This is a genomic window from Candidatus Flexifilum breve (genome assembly GCF_016713355.1).
This window is the reverse complement of record NZ_JADJPI010000004.1, coordinates 527,226-543,590: the sequence shown is the minus strand read 5'-3', so window position 1 is coordinate 543,590 and position 16,365 is coordinate 527,226. Positions and strand designations below refer to the sequence as shown.

14 protein-coding genes are annotated in these 16,365 nt (G+C 61.4%); 13 read left to right on the top strand and 1 reads right to left on the bottom strand.

The window, feature by feature from the left end; genetic code table 11:
* Positions 1 to 37 precede the first annotated feature (37 nt).
* From IPK17_RS03160 to pyrF, 10 genes are read left to right on the top strand one after another with little or no spacing between them, the layout of a single operon-like run.
* Positions 38 to 1,000, top strand: coding sequence for a phosphoribosylaminoimidazolesuccinocarboxamide synthase (locus IPK17_RS03160; RefSeq protein WP_343416214.1), 963 nt, complete (start codon positions 38 to 40; stop codon positions 998 to 1,000).
* Entirely contained in the window at positions 997 to 1,482 is a 486-nt protein-coding gene (locus IPK17_RS03155; protein WP_343416213.1) for an AIR carboxylase family protein, read from the top strand. Before IPK17_RS03160 ends, IPK17_RS03155 begins: the two co-directional genes overlap by 4 nt.
* Positions 1,479 to 2,969: an amidophosphoribosyltransferase gene (purF, locus tag IPK17_RS03150; protein WP_343416212.1), complete on the top strand. Its 1,491-nt coding sequence runs from the start codon at positions 1,479 to 1,481 to the stop codon at positions 2,967 to 2,969. The genes IPK17_RS03155 and purF overlap by 4 nt, the downstream gene beginning before the upstream one ends.
* Positions 2,966 to 5,299: a phosphoribosylamine--glycine ligase gene (gene purD, locus IPK17_RS03145; RefSeq protein WP_343416211.1), complete on the top strand. Its 2,334-nt coding sequence runs from the start codon at positions 2,966 to 2,968 to the stop codon at positions 5,297 to 5,299. The genes purF and purD overlap by 4 nt, the downstream gene beginning before the upstream one ends.
* The gene (purN, locus tag IPK17_RS03140; protein WP_343416210.1) at positions 5,296 to 5,877 is read left to right on the top strand and encodes a phosphoribosylglycinamide formyltransferase; all 582 of its coding nucleotides are present in this window, start codon (positions 5,296 to 5,298) and stop codon (positions 5,875 to 5,877) included. The genes purD and purN overlap by 4 nt, the downstream gene beginning before the upstream one ends.
* A 54-nt stretch (positions 5,878 to 5,931) precedes the next feature.
* Positions 5,932 to 6,963: an aspartate carbamoyltransferase gene (gene pyrB / locus IPK17_RS03135; RefSeq protein WP_343416209.1), complete on the top strand. Its 1,032-nt coding sequence runs from the start codon at positions 5,932 to 5,934 to the stop codon at positions 6,961 to 6,963.
* Positions 6,963 to 8,033 carry a dihydroorotase gene (locus IPK17_RS03130; protein WP_343416208.1) on the top strand — a complete coding sequence of 357 codons (1,071 nt, stop codon included), beginning with the start codon at positions 6,963 to 6,965 and terminating at the stop codon, positions 8,031 to 8,033. Before pyrB ends, IPK17_RS03130 begins: the two co-directional genes overlap by 1 nt.
* Positions 8,034 to 8,049: 16 nt before the next feature.
* Positions 8,050 to 9,177 carry a hypothetical protein gene (locus IPK17_RS03125; RefSeq protein WP_343416207.1) on the top strand — a complete coding sequence of 376 codons (1,128 nt, stop codon included), beginning with the start codon at positions 8,050 to 8,052 and terminating at the stop codon, positions 9,175 to 9,177.
* Positions 9,101 to 9,730: an orotate phosphoribosyltransferase gene (pyrE, locus tag IPK17_RS03120; RefSeq protein ID WP_343416206.1), complete on the top strand. Its 630-nt coding sequence runs from the start codon at positions 9,101 to 9,103 to the stop codon at positions 9,728 to 9,730. The genes IPK17_RS03125 and pyrE overlap by 77 nt, the downstream gene beginning before the upstream one ends.
* Before the next feature lie 44 nt (positions 9,731 to 9,774).
* Complete coding sequence (gene pyrF, locus IPK17_RS03115; RefSeq protein ID WP_343416205.1) at positions 9,775 to 10,566, top strand: orotidine-5'-phosphate decarboxylase; 792 nt, start codon at positions 9,775 to 9,777, stop codon at positions 10,564 to 10,566.
* On the opposite strand, the gene IPK17_RS03110 is transcribed toward pyrF, so the two are convergent.
* A complete protein-coding gene (locus tag IPK17_RS03110) occupies positions 10,563 to 11,270 on the bottom strand; it encodes a zinc ribbon domain-containing protein (protein WP_343416204.1) in 708 nt (235 codons plus the stop codon). The genes pyrF and IPK17_RS03110 overlap by 4 nt on opposite strands.
* A gap of 83 nt (positions 11,271 to 11,353) precedes the next feature.
* On the opposite strand from IPK17_RS03110, the gene IPK17_RS03105 reads away from it, so the two are divergent.
* The 3 genes from IPK17_RS03105 to IPK17_RS03095 all read left to right on the top strand — a co-directional run bounded on the left by IPK17_RS03105 (position 11,354) and on the right by IPK17_RS03095 (position 16,119).
* Complete coding sequence (locus IPK17_RS03105; RefSeq protein WP_343416203.1) at positions 11,354 to 12,268, top strand: GNAT family N-acetyltransferase; 915 nt, start codon at positions 11,354 to 11,356, stop codon at positions 12,266 to 12,268.
* Positions 12,269 to 12,455: 187 nt separating this feature from the next.
* Entirely contained in the window at positions 12,456 to 13,256 is an 801-nt protein-coding gene (locus IPK17_RS03100) for an ABC transporter ATP-binding protein (RefSeq protein WP_343416202.1), read from the top strand.
* A gap of 4 nt (positions 13,257 to 13,260) precedes the next feature.
* Entirely contained in the window at positions 13,261 to 16,119 is a 2,859-nt protein-coding gene (locus IPK17_RS03095) for an ABC transporter permease (RefSeq protein ID WP_343416201.1), read from the top strand.
* The last annotated feature ends 246 nt before the right edge of the window (positions 16,120 to 16,365 follow it).

The following is a 16,365-nucleotide window of genomic DNA, read 5'->3' as shown; positions in this document are numbered from 1 at the left end:
CGTCCCCACACCAGTCAATCAATTCGGTGGAGAACGAATGCTCACACAGGATCAGATTTTGGCGGCAGTGCCGCACGTCCTCGATACGGTGAACTTAGATGGTTTCGGCGACAAACGGGCGGGCAAAGTTCGCGACATGTACATGACGGGTGGCGCACGCGTCCTCATCACGACGGATCGCATCTCCGCGTTTGACCGCGTAGTCGGCCTCGTCCCGTTCAAAGGGCAGGTGCTCAATCAGTTGAGCGCGTGGTGGTTTGACCAGACGCGCGACCTCGTCAACAATCATGTGATTGACGTACCCGATCCGAATGTGACCGTCGCCCGCGAAGCCGAGGCGCTGCCGGTTGAGGTGATTGTGCGCGGCTACATCACCGGCGTGACCAGCACGTCGCTGTGGACGCTGTATGCGGCGGGCGACCGCCAGCCGTACGGGATTAGCCTGCCGGATGGCCTGCAGAAGAATGACGCGCTGCCGACGCCGATCATCACGCCGACGACTAAAGCGACAGGTGGCGCGCATGACGAACGCCTGACTCGCGACCAGATCATCAGCACGGGGCTGGTTGAACAGTCGCTGTGGGAGCAGATTGAACGAACGGCGCTGGCGATCTTCGCGCGTGGGCAGGCAGTGGCGCGCCAGGCGGGCTTGCTGCTGGTCGATACCAAGTACGAATTCGGTCTGATCGGCGGCCAGCTCGCGCTGATTGACGAGATCCACACGCCCGACTCCAGCCGCTATTGGACGGCAGAATCTTACGGTACAGGCGCGGAACCGGAAAACTATGATAAGGAATTCGTGCGCAAGTGGTTTGTGGCGCAGGGGTATCGCGGTGATGGTGTCCAACCACCGCTCACACCGGAATTCGTCGCGCAGGCCGCCGGCCTGTATATTGCCGCCTATGAGCGGTTGACCGGAAGCACGTTCGTACCGGGTGCACAACCCGCCGCTGATCGTATCGCTCGTAATTTAGCACCGTACCGGGAGAAGACACTATGAACGCCATCGTCCCGATCCTCATGGGTTCACGCGCCGACCTGTCGCAGGCCCAGGCGATTGCCGAAGCCTTGAAAACGTTCGGCATCGCATCGGAAATCCGCGTCGGTTCGGCGCACAAAACGCCTGCGCATGTGCTGGCGATTTTGCAGGCTTACGAAGCTGATCCCCGCGCGAAAGTGTACATCACCATCGCCGGGCGCTCGAACGCGCTGAGTGGTTTTGTCGATGCGCAGGTGAGCGCGCCTGTGATCGCGTGCCCGCCCATTTCGAACACGTTTGCCGGAGCGGACATCTACTCATCGCTGCGCATGCCGAGCGGGGTTGCGCCCGCCGTCATCATCGAGCCGACCGGGGCGGCGCTGCTGGCCGCCAAGATTCTCGCGTTAGGTGATCCGGAAATGAAGGCACGGATCGAAGCTTATCAGCGCAAGCTGATCGACACCATCGTCAAGGATGATGCAGAGGTCAAGGGAAACGGATGACGTTTCACGAGGATCACCCCCGCGAAGCTTGCGGGGTGTTCGGCGTCTATGCGCCGGGGCGCGATGTCGCCCGCACGACGTTTTTTGGCCTGTACGCCTTGCAGCATCGCGGGCAGGAAAGCGCGGGCATTGTCACCAGTGATGGCCGCGCGGCCTACTCCCATAAAGGCATGGGCTTGGTCGCACAGGTCTTCAACGAGGAGAACTTGTCGCCGTTGAAGGGACACCTCGCCATCGGCCATACGCGCTATTCGACGACCGGATCGTCGCATATCCGCAACGCGCAGCCCACGCTGATCGAAACGATGTACGGGCCGCTCGCGGTGGCGCACAACGGTAACCTGACCAATGCGCTCCAACTGCGCCAGCGCCTGCTGGAGCGCGGCGTCGGCCTCTCGTCGACGACGGACACCGAACTGGTCACACAAATCCTCGCCGCGCCGCCGGAAGTGTGGGGCAGCGACATTTTCCAGCTCAACCCCGATGATCCGGTGCCGGATCGCTGGATGGTGCGCATTCGCGCCTTTCAGGAGATCGCGGAAGGCGCGTACTCGCTGGCGATTCTGACCGAAGATGCGGTCTACGCGGTGCGCGACCCGCTCGGGCTGCGCCCATTGTGCCTCGGCGAACTGGACGGTGGCGGTTACGTGATCGCCTCGGAGACGTGCGCGCTCATGACCATCGGCGCGAAGTTTGTCCGCGAACTCGAAGCGGGTGAAATTCTCCGCTTGGATCGGGCGGGGGTTTCGTCGGTCCGGGGCAAGCAGGCGCCGAAAGAGGCGTTGTGCGTGTTTGAATATGTCTACTTCGCCCGCCCGGACTCGGTGATGGGCGGCGAAATGATCCATCTCGTGCGGCAGCAGATGGGGCGTCAGCTCGCCATCGAAGCCTCGGCTGATGCCGATATTGTTGTCGGCGTGCCCGACTCCGCGACGCCGCACGCTATCGGCTTTGCGCAGCAAAGCGGCTTGCCGTACACCGAAGGCCTGACCAAAAATCGCTACATCGGGCGGACGTTCATTCAGCCGGATGACAACCTGCGCAAGCAGGGCATTAACCTCAAGTACAACGGCCTGACCGCCAACCTCAAGGGCAAGCGCGTCATCCTGATTGATGATTCGATTGTGCGCGGCAATACCGCCGGCCCGATGGTGCAGTTGATGCGCGACAGCGGTGCCAGCGAAGTGCATCTGCGCGTGGCGTCGCCGCCGGTCAAGCACCCGTGCTTTATGGGCGTGGACATGGCGACCTACCGTGAGCTGATTGCCAATAAGTACGATATCCCGGAGATTTGCGCGAAGATCGGCGCGGACAGCCTCGACTATCTGAGCCTGCCGGGCATGATGAGCGCGATTCGCACGGTTTTGGGGCATGATGCCGGGTATTGCAACGCCTGCTTCTCGGGCGTCTACCCGATTACCATTCCGAATTGGCTGTTTGCGGACGAGCGCGACAAAACCATCTTCGAGGCGAAGCTGCGCGTATGAAACGAGTCCTTATCATCGGATCAGGTGGGCGTGAACACGCGCTCGCCTGGGCGCTGGCGCGGTCAGCTGATCACGTCTACGTCGCGCCGGGCAATGCGGGCACCGAATGGCCAGCGGCGGACGGTGTGGCCCCGTGCGAGAACGTCGCACTAACGGACTTCGCGGCGCTCATTGACTTTGTGCGTGAAAAGCAGATCTACCTCACCGTGGTGGGGCCGGAAGTCGCCATCGCGCAGGGCATCGCCGATCAGTTCACGGCGGCGGGGCTGCGCATTTTCGCCCCGACCCAAGCGGCGGGTGAACTCGAATCATCGAAAGCGTTCTCGAAAGACTTCATGCGGCGGCATAACATCCCGACTGCGGACTACGCCACCTTCAGCGATTACGAGTCGGCGGTGGCCTACGTGCGCACACTGACCAAACCGTTCGTCATCAAGGCGGACGGGTTAGCAGCGGGTAAAGGCGTGCTGCTGCCCGATACGGGCGACGAAGCTGCCTCGATTTTATGGGAGATCTTTCACGGCGCGCTGTTCGGCGCGGCGGGCGAGAAAGTCATCATCGAGGAACGGCTGACCGGGCGTGAAGTCTCGCTGCTGGCCTTCAGCGATGGTGAGACCGTCGTGCCGATGCCGCCTGCGCGTGATCACAAACGCATTCACGACGGCGACCAAGGGCCGAACACGGGCGGGATGGGCGCGTATGCCCCCGTCCCCGACGTGAGCGTCGAGGATGTTGCCAGGTATACGCGCGAGGTGCTCGAACCGGCGGTGCGGGGCATGGCGGCGGAAGGTCGGCGCTATGTCGGTGTGCTGTACGCTGGGTTGATGCTCACGCCGGATGGGGTGCGCACGCTGGAATTCAACTGCCGTTTTGGTGACCCGGAAACGCAAGCTTTACTGCCATTGTTGGAAACTCCGCTTTATGATGTGATGAGTGCCTGCGTGGAGGGTCGACTCAAGTCGCTGGATGTGCGCTGGAAAAGCGGTGCGTGCGCGACGGTGGTCTTGGCCTCCGCCGGGTATCCCGGCGACTACACCAAAGGCGTCCCGATTACGGGACTGGCGGGTGTGCCGGAGGATATCCATGTGTTCCACGCGGGGACGAAGCGGAGCGGTGAACAGATCGTGACGGCGGGCGGGCGCGTGCTCGCTGTGACTGCCGTTGCCGACACGCTCGCGCTCGCGCTCGAACGGGCTTACGTGGGCGTAGAGCGCATTCATTTTGAGGGCAGGCAGTTTCGACGCGACATTGGAGTAATCCGGGACATGACCGATCAAGATACCAAAGACAGCGCGGCCTCAGCGCCCGCGCCGGAACCCGAAAGCCAATATAAGGCGGCGGGCGTCAATATTGACGCCGGTAATGACGTTGTGCAGAAGATCAAAGCCGCCCTGCGCTCCACCTTCAACCCGAATGTACTCTCCGATGTGGGGACGTTCGGTGGGTTGTTTGATGCGACCGGGCTCAAGGGCATGCAGTCGCCCGTGCTGGTCGCCTCGACCGATGGCGTGGGCACGAAGACCAAAGTCGCCGCCAAATTGAATCGCTGGGACTCAGTCGGCGCGGATCTCGTCAATCACTGTATCAACGACATTCTGGTGCAGGGTGCGCGCCCGCTGTTCTTCCTCGATTACGTCGCCTCCGCGAAAATCCAACCGGACATCATCGCGGCGGTCATCAAGGGAATGACGGATGCCTGCCGCGAAGCGGGTATCGCCCTCATCGGCGGCGAGACGGCGGAAATGCCGGGCGTGTACGAAGTGGGCGAGATTGACGTGGCCGGGACGATTGTCGGCGCGGTCGAACGCGGCAAAGTCATCACGGGCAAGGCCATCAAGGTCGGCGATGTGCTGATCGGCCTGCCGTCGAGCGGCTTGCACACCAACGGCTATTCGCTGGCGCGTAAAGTGCTCGAAAAAGAAGATTGGACGATCCCACACCCTGACCTGAATGGCGCGACTATCGGTGACACGCTGCTCGCCGTGCACCGCTCCTATCTCTCGGAAGTCACGAAGCTCTGGGAAGCGGGGGTCGAAACGCACGGTTTGGCGCACTTGACCGGCGGCGGCGTGGTCGAAAACCTGCCGCGCATTTTCCTGCCCAACATCGGCGCGAAAATCAACCGGGGGGCGTGGGACATCCCGCCGATCTTCAGCCTTATGCAGCGCAAAGGCTCAATTATCACCCCGGAGATGTACCGGGTCTTCAATATGGGCATCGGGATGATCCTTGTCATCCCCGTCGATCAGGTAGACAAGACCGTCGAAATCATCCCGACGGCCAAGCGGATTGGCGAAATTGTCGAAGGGCGAGGTGTGCAGCTCGTATGAAGCGGATTGTCGTGCTGGTATCCGGTTCGGGAACGAATTTGCAGGCGTTGATCGATGCGCGCGCCGCTCTCGGAGTCGAGATTGCGCTCGTGGTATCGAATCGCAAGGACGCCTATGCGCTCGAACGGGCGAAACTGGCACAGATCCCGACCCTGTACTGCCCGCTCAAAGGCTATACGGATCGGGCGCAGTATGACGCCGATCTCGCGGACCAGATCGCGCCGTGTGCCCCGGATTTGATCGTCTTAGCCGGGTGGATGCACATTCTGTCGCCCGCATTTTTGAATCGCTTCCCGCATAAGGTGATCAACTTACACCCGGCGCTGCCCGGCGCGTTTCCCGGCGTCGATGCGATTCAGCGAGCGTATGCCGCTTACCAGCGCGGCGACCTTGACCAGACGGGCATCATGGTGCATTACGTGATCCCGGAGGTGGATGCCGGGGCGGTGATCGCGCAGGCACCTGTCATTTTTCGACCCGGAGAGCCGCTCGACGAGTTTGAGCGGCGGATGCATTTATCCGAACATGATCTCATTGTTCGGGCGACCGGAATTGCTTTAGGCGTTATTTCACAGTGAACGAAAGCGGGGGCGTTTTCCCCGCTTTTTTTTGCCAATTGCAAGGAGAAACCCATGATTCGCGAACTGTCTTACACCCCGCCGCTGATTGGTGGCGACTTCGTCGGCAAGCACATCGTCACCGTTGATCAATTCGCGCGCAAAGATTTAGAAACGATCTTCAACGCGACGATTTCGCTGCGCAAACGCCTGCGGCAGCATGACCGCGGTTTGACCGAACTGTGCGCGGGGCGCGTGATGGCGTCGCTGTTCTTCGAGCCGAGCACGCGTACCGATCTCTCGTTTCAGGCGGCCATGCGGCGTTTGGGCGGCGATGTGGTCGGCGCGAGCAACGGCGTGCAGTTCTCGTCAGTCTACAAGGGCGAAAATCTCGCTGATACCGTGCGCGCGGCGGGCTGTTACGCCGATGTCATCGTCATGCGCCACCCGCAGAAGGGCGCGTCGTTTGAAGCGGCGTACTATCTCGACAAGCTGAATCAGCGCATCGACAACCCGACTGTGCTCATCAGCGGCGGTGACGGCATCGGCGAACACCCGACGCAGGCGCTGCTCGACATGTTCACGATTTATGACCACAAAAAGACGTTTGACGGACAGACGATCACCCTCGTCGGCGATCTGCTGAACGGGCGCACCGTGCATTCGCTGGCCAAGCTGATCGCGCGTTACGGCGTGACCGGGACGCGGCTCGCCTTCGTCTCGCCGGACTCGCTGCGCATGCCCGCCGAGATTATGTCTATGCTGGCGGAACTGGGCGTGTCGACCTACGAAACCGCTGACCTCATGGATGTACTTGGCGAAAGCGACGTCATCTACTGGACGCGCATCCAGGAAGAACGCTTCGAGAACCCCGGCGACTACGAGGCGATCAAAGACCGCTTCATCATGACGCCGTCGCTGCTCAGCCACGCGAAGGCTGACGCCATTCTCATGCACCCGCTCCCGCGCAAGCATGAGATGGGCACGCAGGCCGATCACGATGTGTTGGATGAAGACCCGCGCGCGGTCTACTTCGAGCAGATGGAAAACGGCATGTTCGTCCGCATGGCCCTGTTGGCGAAGGTGCTGCGCGGAGTGTATGTGTAATGGCCGTCCTCCGCATCGATGGCATGGTCGACCCCCATGTGCACCTGCGCGATCTCGCATGGGCGCACAAGGCGACCTTCGCGAGCGAAACGGCGGCAGCGTTGGCGGGTGGTTATTGGGCAGTGCTGGATATGCCCAATACGCCGCCGTCGACGATCAACCGCGCGGCGCTCGATACCAAGCTGCACACGATCGGTGCGACTGCCCGCTGTGACTGGGGGGTGTACCTCGGCGCGTCGCAGGCGGATAACACAGGCGAGTTCGCCGGAACGTGGGCGGACATCTGCGGCCTGAAAATCTTCTGCAACGATACGACGGGCGATCTGCTGGTGGAGGATCAGGGGCTGCGCGACCGGATGTACGCCGCGTGGACGAGCCCCAAACCAATTGCTGTGCACGCCGAAGGCGAAACGGTGCTGCAAATCCTCGAACTGGTGCGGCAGCACCGCCGCCACACACACTTCTTGCACATCAGCACGGCGGAGGAGATCGGTTTTCTGCGCGCGGCGAAAGTCGAAGGTCTGCCGATTAGCGTGGGTGTGTGCCCGCATCACCTGTTCCTGACCGAAGATGATGTGCGGACGCTCGGCGCGTTCGCGTGGATGAAGCCGATGCTCAAGACGGCGAACGATGTCGCGGCGCTGTGGGATGCGGTGCGTGACGGTGTGGTCGATGTGATCGAATCGGATCACGCGCCGCATACCCGTGAAGAGAAGCTCTCTGCCAAGCCGCCCTACGGCGTGCCGGGGCTGGAGACGACGCTGCCGCTGATGCTGACGGCGGCGCACGATGGCTGTATCAGCAGGGAACGCGTCGTCGAGCTGGTATCGACCAATCCGCGCCGCCTCTGGGGGCTGGCCTGCCCGCCGGAAACGTATGTGCTGGTCGACCTCGACGCGACTTATACCATCGACGCGGCGCATTTGCATTCGGCGTGTGGCTGGTCGCCGTACGCGGGGATGCAGGTCACGGGTAAGGTGATCGAAACGCGGGTGCGCGGCGCCTTGGCCTATGATGGTGAACGAGTTTTAGCGGCGGAAGGGTTTGGTCAGCGTGTTGTACAGCACTGAGTGGTTGTATGGAGTCATGAAACCGCTGATCTTCAACCTGACGCCGATGGACGCGCACGCGCTGGTGCTGCGCGCGCTTGCGTTGGCGGATAAGTCGGCACTAGCGTGTGCGGCGCTGCGTATGATCGGGTGGCAGGCGTTCAGCCAGTCGCGCCCGGTCAGCGTCGGCGGGGTGTACCTCGATCACCCACTGATGCTGGCGGCGGGCTTCGTCAAAGGTCACGGCTTCGCCAGTGAAGGTGAGGCGCTGGCCGCGGTCGAACGCGGCGAGAACATTATGCCGGGTTGGCGTTCCATGCCCGCGCTGGTCGGGTTGGTCGAGTTCGGGTCGTTCACGCGCTATCCGCGGGTGGGCAACGCCGGGGTCGTGATGTGGCGCGACCCGGCGACGCAGTCGACGCAGAACCGCGTCGGCTTGAAGAATCCCGGTGCGCGGGCGGCGGCGGCGTTTTTGGCGCGGAATGCGCACCACCTGCCGCGCCTGCTCGGGATTAATATTGCCGTGAGTCCGGGTGTCGACGAACTTAATCAGGGCGAGCGGGAGATTCGCGAAGCGCTGCGCTTCTTTCTCGATCTAGGCGTTGTGCCCGCATGGTTTACGCTCAATCTGAGCTGTCCGAACACGGAAGACGACCCCGGCGCGAACCAGACCGATGCCTTGGCGCGGCGGTACTGCGCGGCAGCGGTCGCGGAAATCGGTGGGCGCGCGCCGCTGTGGGTCAAGCTGAGTCCGGCGCTCGCGGCAGAGCAGTATGAGGCGCTGCTGCACGCGGCGGTCGAAACCGGGGCACAGGCCGTCATCGCGACCAATACGCTCGCGCAGCCGACGCCAGACAATCCGCAGGTCTCGGCGGGGATGGCAGGTGGTCGCTTGCACGCGGCGGCGGTCGAGGCTGTTACGCATTTGTTACGGGCAAAGGCGCGCGCAGGCTATACAATCGATGTCGTCGCGTGCGGGGGCATCCTGAGTGGTGAGGATTTTGCCAGGTTCGGTACGCCAGCCGGCCAGTATTGGTCAGCGCTGATCTATCGCGGCGCATTGGCGGCAGCACACATTGAGAGGGAATATGAGCAGCTCGGTCGCTTGGACGCTCCTGGAGATCGGCGCGGTCGGCTTCAGCTTGAAGAAGCCGATCACGTTTAAGTCGGGCATTCTGTCGCCCGTGTATGTGGACAATCGCATTCTGCCGTATCATCCGGCGCAGTGGCACGTCATCATCGATGGGTTCAAGGCGTTGATCGCGGAGAAGGCGCTGCCGTACGACGTGATTGCCGGGGTGGCCGTGGGCGGCGTTCCCCATAGTTCTGCGCTGGCGTATGTGCTCGGTGCGCCGTCCGTGTTCGTGCGCAAAGAGTCGAAGGAACACGGCAAGGCCCAGCGCATCGAAGGCGGCGCGGTGACGGGGCAGCGCGTGCTGCTCATCGAAGATATGGTGACGACCGGCGGGAGCAGCCTCGACGCGGTCGAAGCACTGCGGAGCGCGGGCGCGGTCGTGACCGACGTGTGTGCCATCATCAGCTATGGTTTCCCGGAAGCCGTCGCCGCGTTCCAAGCGGCAGATGTGCATTTGCACACGCTGACCACATTCGACGCGATCTTGTTGTCGGCGGATATGATGGGCAAACTGCCCGCAACCGAAGCCGAAGTTGTCCGCGGTTGGATGCAAAACCCGCGCGGCTGGAATCCGAATCTTTAGTCCGGGCAGCGCGCCCGCCAATCTGGATAAGTGGAGTACGTGAAATGAACGCTGTTGAGAAATTCAATCAGCGCGCCGATGCGGTCAATTCGCTGGTGTGTGTTGGTCTGGATAGTGATCTGAAACGTCTGCCTGCCGAGTACCGCGCCCACCCTACACCGCAGTACGCCTTTAACTGCGCCATCATCGAACAGACGCAGGCTTACGCTGCCGCCTTCAAAATCAACATCGCGTTCTATGAAGCGCGCGGCGAAGCGGGGTGGCGCGAGGTACGGGAGACGATGCGCTATCTGCGCGAACGCTACCCGGACATGCTGACGATATGCGATGCTAAGCGTGGTGACATTGGCAGCACGAGCGAAGCCTACGCTCAAGCCATCTTCGACGATCTGGGCTTTGACGCGGTGACGCTCTCGCCGTATCTGGGGCGCGAGGCGCTCAAGCCGTTCCTGACGCGGACAGACAAGGGCTGTATCATCCTGTGCCGCACGTCCAACCCCGGCGCGGGGGAGTTTCAGGATCTGATTATCGAAGGTCAGCCGCTGTACCTGCATGTCGCGCAGCGCGTCAGCCGGGAATGGCCGGATAACTGCATGCTCGTGGTCGGTGCGACCTACCCGGACGAGATGCGCCACATTCGTGCGCTGGTCGGGGATATGACGTTTCTCGTCCCGGGCATTGGCGAGCAGGGTGGGGACGTAGCAACGACCGTCCGGGCGGGGGTGAATGCCGACCGGAAGGGCGTCATTATTAATTCATCGCGCGCGATCATCTTCGCCGCGGATCCGGCGGGGGCGGCGCGTGACCTGCGCGACGCGATCAACCGAGCGCGTTAAGCCGACGCCAGAATGCGTCCACAGCTTTCGCAGTACACAATCTTCGTGCCCATGCGCACCTGCTGGTTGATGAGCGACGTTTGTTCGACGTGACAGTACGAGCAGCCATCCGGTCCCAGTACGGCGACGGGCACGCCTTTCATCCGCGACCGCAGACCGTCGTAAATTTTGATCGCAGCCGGGTCAATTTTGGCGGCGTGGTCGCGGCGCTTGGTTTCGACTGCGGCGATATCGCTCACCACCTTCTCTTTTTCCGCCTGGAGATCGATCTGTCGCCCGGCTTTGGTCTCATTAGCGACCGTCAGCGCGGATTCGGCGGCGGTGATGGCGTTGTTCGCGTCCTCGACCTGTTGCATGGTGGCCAGCAGGGTCTCTTGCAGGCTCGTTTCGCGCCGTTTGAGGGCGTTCACCTCTTCCTGTAGTTCCTTCAACGCCTTGGGGTTCGACTGCTTGCCGCTGTAGAGTTCCGTTTCCGTTTCGCTGATTTTGGCAGCGACGCTTTTCACTTCCAGATCGAGTTCGGTGGCGCGGGCGTGCAGCGGTTTTTGAGCTGCCTGCGCCGCGGCGACTTGTGCCGTTGCTTTGACGATTTCCTCGTCATTGCCCAGCAGATCATCAATTTGCTTGAGGCGGTTGCGGAGCTTGGCGATATTCAAATCGAGCGTCTGCAAGCGGTACAATTGTGCAGCTTGGTTTACTTGCATGGTGATCCTTGTCACTGTTTCTAGCTTCACAACAGTGATTATACTTGGGGCGCGCCGGTCTTTCGAGAAATGAAGTCAAACTCATGATCATTCGTTCAGCAACACCTCGTGATTATGCGGAGATTGCGAATATCAACGTTCTGGCGTTCGAAGAGCGGGCCGATGAGGCGCTGATCGTCGCCTTGCACCGCCAGCGGGCGCTGTTTGATCCGGAACTCTCGCTGGTGGCCGAAGACGAAGGACAGTTGATCGGTCACGCATTGTTTTCGCCCATGCTGCTGCAGATTTCTGGCGCGACGGTGCGCGCGGTCAATCTTGGGCCAATCGCGGTGAATCCAACGATTCAACGCAAGGGGGTGGGCGCGGCTTTGATCGCGCGCGGCCATGAGCTGGCGCGCGCCAAGGGGTTTGCGCTCTGTTTCCTGCTCGGTCATCCCACCTACTACCCACTCTTCGTGTATGTGCCACACGCTTTCGGCATGTCGAGCTGCAAAACCGCGACACATGATCTCCCGGAGAGCGAGCTGGACACACGCAAACCGCAGGCGGCTGATTTACCCGCGCTCCGCGCCTTGTGGCAGCATGAAGAAGCGCAGGTTGACTTCAGCATCGACCCGGGGGATCGCTTGATCGATTGGCTCAGCCCGAACCCGCTCATCACCTCGTCGGTTTACGTGCTCAACGAGGAAGTGGTTGGCTATACGCGCATTCATCGTGATGAGGGGCAGTCGCCGGGCGCCTTCTTCGCTCGCGATCATGAGATTGCCCGCCAGATGGCGCGCATGATCGGCGGCGGCGCCCGCATTGAACTGCCGCTGCATCCGGCGTCGGCCTCGGCGGGGGCGTTCCCGGAGGCGCACATCGAAGCGAAATCGTGGGAACCGGCGATGGCTTGCGCCTTCCAGCCCAGCCCCTTTGACGCTTACTATGCCGATGTCAACGCGGGACGGCGACCGCCCGGTCGTCCGATCTGGCCCGTGGCGTTTGAAATCGCCTAAGCAGTCGAGCCGAAACCGTATCCAGTGTCGATGAGGACGAGGCACACCTCGTCCTTTTTTATTGCTTATCGGCGGTCTGGGTTGAGCCAAAATCAGTCATTTGCCTCTAGCGCGTGTGGATTCCGCGACTTTATGCTGTCTACGTTCGTATAGATGTGAGATACGAAAAATAGCACCCGGGGGAAGCATGGATAACCAGCGGAAACCAAACGGAAACACCGTTCTCTACGTCGAAGACCTGCGCAAAGACCTGAAGATGGGCGAAGTTGTCGTGCACGCGCTGCGCGGCGTGACACTCGCGGTGGATCGCGGCGAATTCATGGGCATCGTCGGCCCCTCCGGCAGCGGCAAATCGACGCTGCTCGGCTTGATCGGCGGACTGGATACACCCACTGCCGGGAAAGTTGTCATCGACGGCACGGATATCACCAAGATGAAGGAACGCGCGCTGACGACCATCCGCAACGAGAAGATTGGTTTCGTCTTTCAGTTCTTCAACCTGATTCCGACACTCACCGCGCTGGAAAACGTCACGCTCCCGATGCAGTTCTCCCGCAATCACAAGAAGAACGCGCAGAAACGCGCTTCCGAACTGCTGTCCATGCTCGGCCTCGGCGACCGTTTGCATCACCGCCCGACGCAGCTTTCTGGCGGTCAGCAGCAGCGCGTGGCGATGGCGCGTGCGCTGGCGAATAATCCGCCGCTGCTGCTGTGTGATGAGCCGACAGGCAGCCTTGACACCGAATCGAGCGAGACAGTGATGAACGCGCTCCGCGATGTGCAGAAGAGCCTCAACACAACGGTGATCATCGTCACCCACAGCATGGACGTGGCCGCGCATCTGGATCGCCTCGTGACGCTGGTTGACGGGCAGATTGCGTCGGATGTTGACCCGCGCTCGACCGCCCAGCGCGCCGCCGTGCAGATGCTCAAAGACAAATACGCGACTGGCGAACTCGAAGCGTTCGTCCACCCGAAGAAGGGCTAACGCGATGTTCGAAAACCTGACGTTTTATATCCGCCACTCGTTCAACGATTTGCGCGTGAACGGGCAGCGGACGTTCTTCGCGCTGCTGTGCATTGCGGCGGGCGTGGCGGCGATTGTCTCGCTGCAAACGCTGGCGGTGATGATTTCTGACACCCTGACGGGGAACTTGCAGCGCAACAACCGCGGCGATATCACCGCGCAGGTCGTCAGCATGTTCGGGGCCGATGGCTCGGATACGACCATGACGGCGGCGGTTGATGCGGGCGATTTGACCCTTGAAGAGAGTTCGATCTTCGGCCAGTCCTCCAGTGACTACTATCTGACCGCGCAGGGCGTGGACACGATCCGCGCGTGGTTGAATGACCGCTATCCCGGCCAAGTCGAAATCACGCCGCGCTATGCGCTCATGAATCCGTTTAGCGCGCTGTTTGGTGGCGGCGAAGCCTCATCGCTGACGGTCGCGGATACGGGCGCACAGGTGTCGTCGGCCATTCCCGTCATGATCGACTCCTCGGTCTATCCGTATTACGACCAAACGGTCGATGAAGCAGGCACGCCGCTCGCGGATTTGCTGCGCGAACCAACGGATTTGGTGCTTAGCCGCCGTGTCGCCAACGATTTGGGCGCGGACGTGGGCGCGGTGATTCGCATCGGCGGGACAACGACCGATTTTACGGTGCGGGGCATCACGCCGGACGAGGCCGAAGTCAAGAACATCGCCGGGAATGACATGTTCACGGCACTGTTTGGCTACTACTATGTGGATGCGCGGTCGCTGCCGTTGTTCGAAGGCGTTCCCGTCAAAATCGACACGCTCTACTTCCGCATCGCTAACCCGACGCCGGATCTTGTGCTGGAAATTGAGTCGGCGGTCTCCGGGCGTTTTGGTTATCTGAACACCACCACGACCGAGAACCTGCGCAGCAATTACGAAGTGCTGTCGGAGAACATCAACACGCTCGTGTCGGTGATGGGGCTGCTCTCCATGCTGATCGGCAGCATCGGCATCGTCAATACCATGCAAGTGATCGTACGGCGGCGTACGGTTGAAGTTGCCGTACTCAAGACGATTGGCATGCAAGCCGGGCAGGTGACACGCCTGTTCCTCGTCGAAGCGGTGCTGATGGGCATCATCGGCAGTCTCGCCGGGATCGTGCTCGGTTGGGGGGCGGTGTTCATTGTCCGCGGCGCCGCGGAACGGTTGCTGGCGACCGAACTTCCGTTCCAGATAGCGCCCGTGCCCGCATTGATCGGGTTTCTGGTCGGCGTGATCGTGACCACGGTCTTCGGTTTCCTGCCGACGCTGACGGCGGGGCAGGTGCGTCCCGGTGTGGTGCTGCGCCCGAACGACAATATCATCCCGAAAGCGGGCTGTGTCTCGACGCTGCTGGCGCTGCTGGTCATCGTCGGCGTGCTGACGCTCATCGCGACGCCCATTGTCAACAATATTGGCATCGCATTCGCGGTGGTGGTCGGCGCGTTCGTGGCGGCGGGGTTCCTGTATCTCGCGCTCAACGTGCTGATCTGGCTGTTCGGACGACTGTTCCCGTCCTTTGGCATCGTCGACCTGCGCATTTCGCTGCGGCAGATGCGTGCCGGACGATCCCGCGCGGCGGTGACGCTGCTGGCGTTGGTGGTCGGCGTGTTCTCGCTCAGCACGATTACGCTCATGGCCGATTCGATCACAAGCCTGCTGCGCGTCAGCCTGGAAGAACAGAGCGGCGGCAACGTCTACGTTTCTGTGCCGACGACGTTGATGCTCGGCGGCGTCGAAAACGCGTTGAACAACGTCGAGGGTGTGAGCAGCTACAGCGTGGTGCGTTCGTATCAGATGCAGGTTGTTTCACTGTTTGACCACGAGACGGGCGAAACGCTGACGCCGGAACAGGTTGCCGAACGCATGGACCTGTCGAGTGTGCGTTTCTTCAGTTCGGATGACGAGGGCAATGTCGAAGAAATGTCCGGTGAAGAAGCGCGGTCTGCGGGCATGCAAGGCTTCAACGATGTCGACATGTTTCAGCGTCTGGTCGGTTCGGTCGACATGCTGGCACCACAAAGTCTGCCGGATCGTCCGCTGGCCAGCGGTCGCGCGCTGACCGCTGAGGATGTCGGCCAACCTTACCTGATCATTCAGGAAACGCCTATGCTCGCGAGTGTAGGTCTGACCCCCGGTGATCGCATCACCTACTCGATTCAGAGCGGTGGACTGCTCGGTCAAGGTGTTGAAACGCAGGAAGTTACGCTGGAACTGGTCGGCTTGACGAGCCGGGGCGCGATGAGCGCGAGCTTCACCAGCTCCAACTATATGATCGAAGGCGCGGTGTCGGAGGGCATCGGCCCGTCGAGTGTAAGCATCACGGCGAATGTTGCGCCAGAGAGCTTGCCGGAACTGCGCCGCGAATTGTCGGGCATGCTCGGCGTGTTCGTCATCGAAACGGCCTTCCTGACCAACCTGATCAGCACGCTGCTGGGCACGTTCACCGCGTTCCCGACGATGGTCGCGCTGCTGGGACTGATCGTCGGCGGCGTGGTGATCGCCAATTCGGTGGCGCTGACCACGATGGAGCGGCGGCGTGAGATCGCCGTGATGAAATCGGTCGGCTTGCAGCGTGAGCGCGTGCTGGCAATGATTCTGCTCGAAAACGGGATCCTCGGTCTGATCGGCGGCTTGATCGGCGTGGGCTTCGGGTTGGTCGCGCTGATTATCTTTGCAACCACGTCGCAGGTGCCGCTCTCGGCGCTGCCGTATGGCACGGCGCTGCTGCTCATGGGGCTGTGCATTGCCGTGGCGCTGATCGCTGCGCTGAGCTCGGCGTGGAGCGCCTCGGGCGAGAAACCGCTCAACGTGCTGCGGTATGAATAGCGGGCAGCCCATAAAAGTTCCGTTGTAGGGGTGGGACTTGTCCCACCCCTACAACGGCGAGGAGAGCTGGCAGCTCGGTCGAATGGTGTGAAGGCGCTTCAGAAGCAGCGGACGCAATTCATTGCGTCCGCTAAACTCCAAAACCGACCTGTCACCCAATTTCACACTATGTTACGCCCTTACTAGCGAGCCTCGCCCCTACAACTGAGTCGCATTGCAACGGGTGAAGTGAACAACGGCGATCTG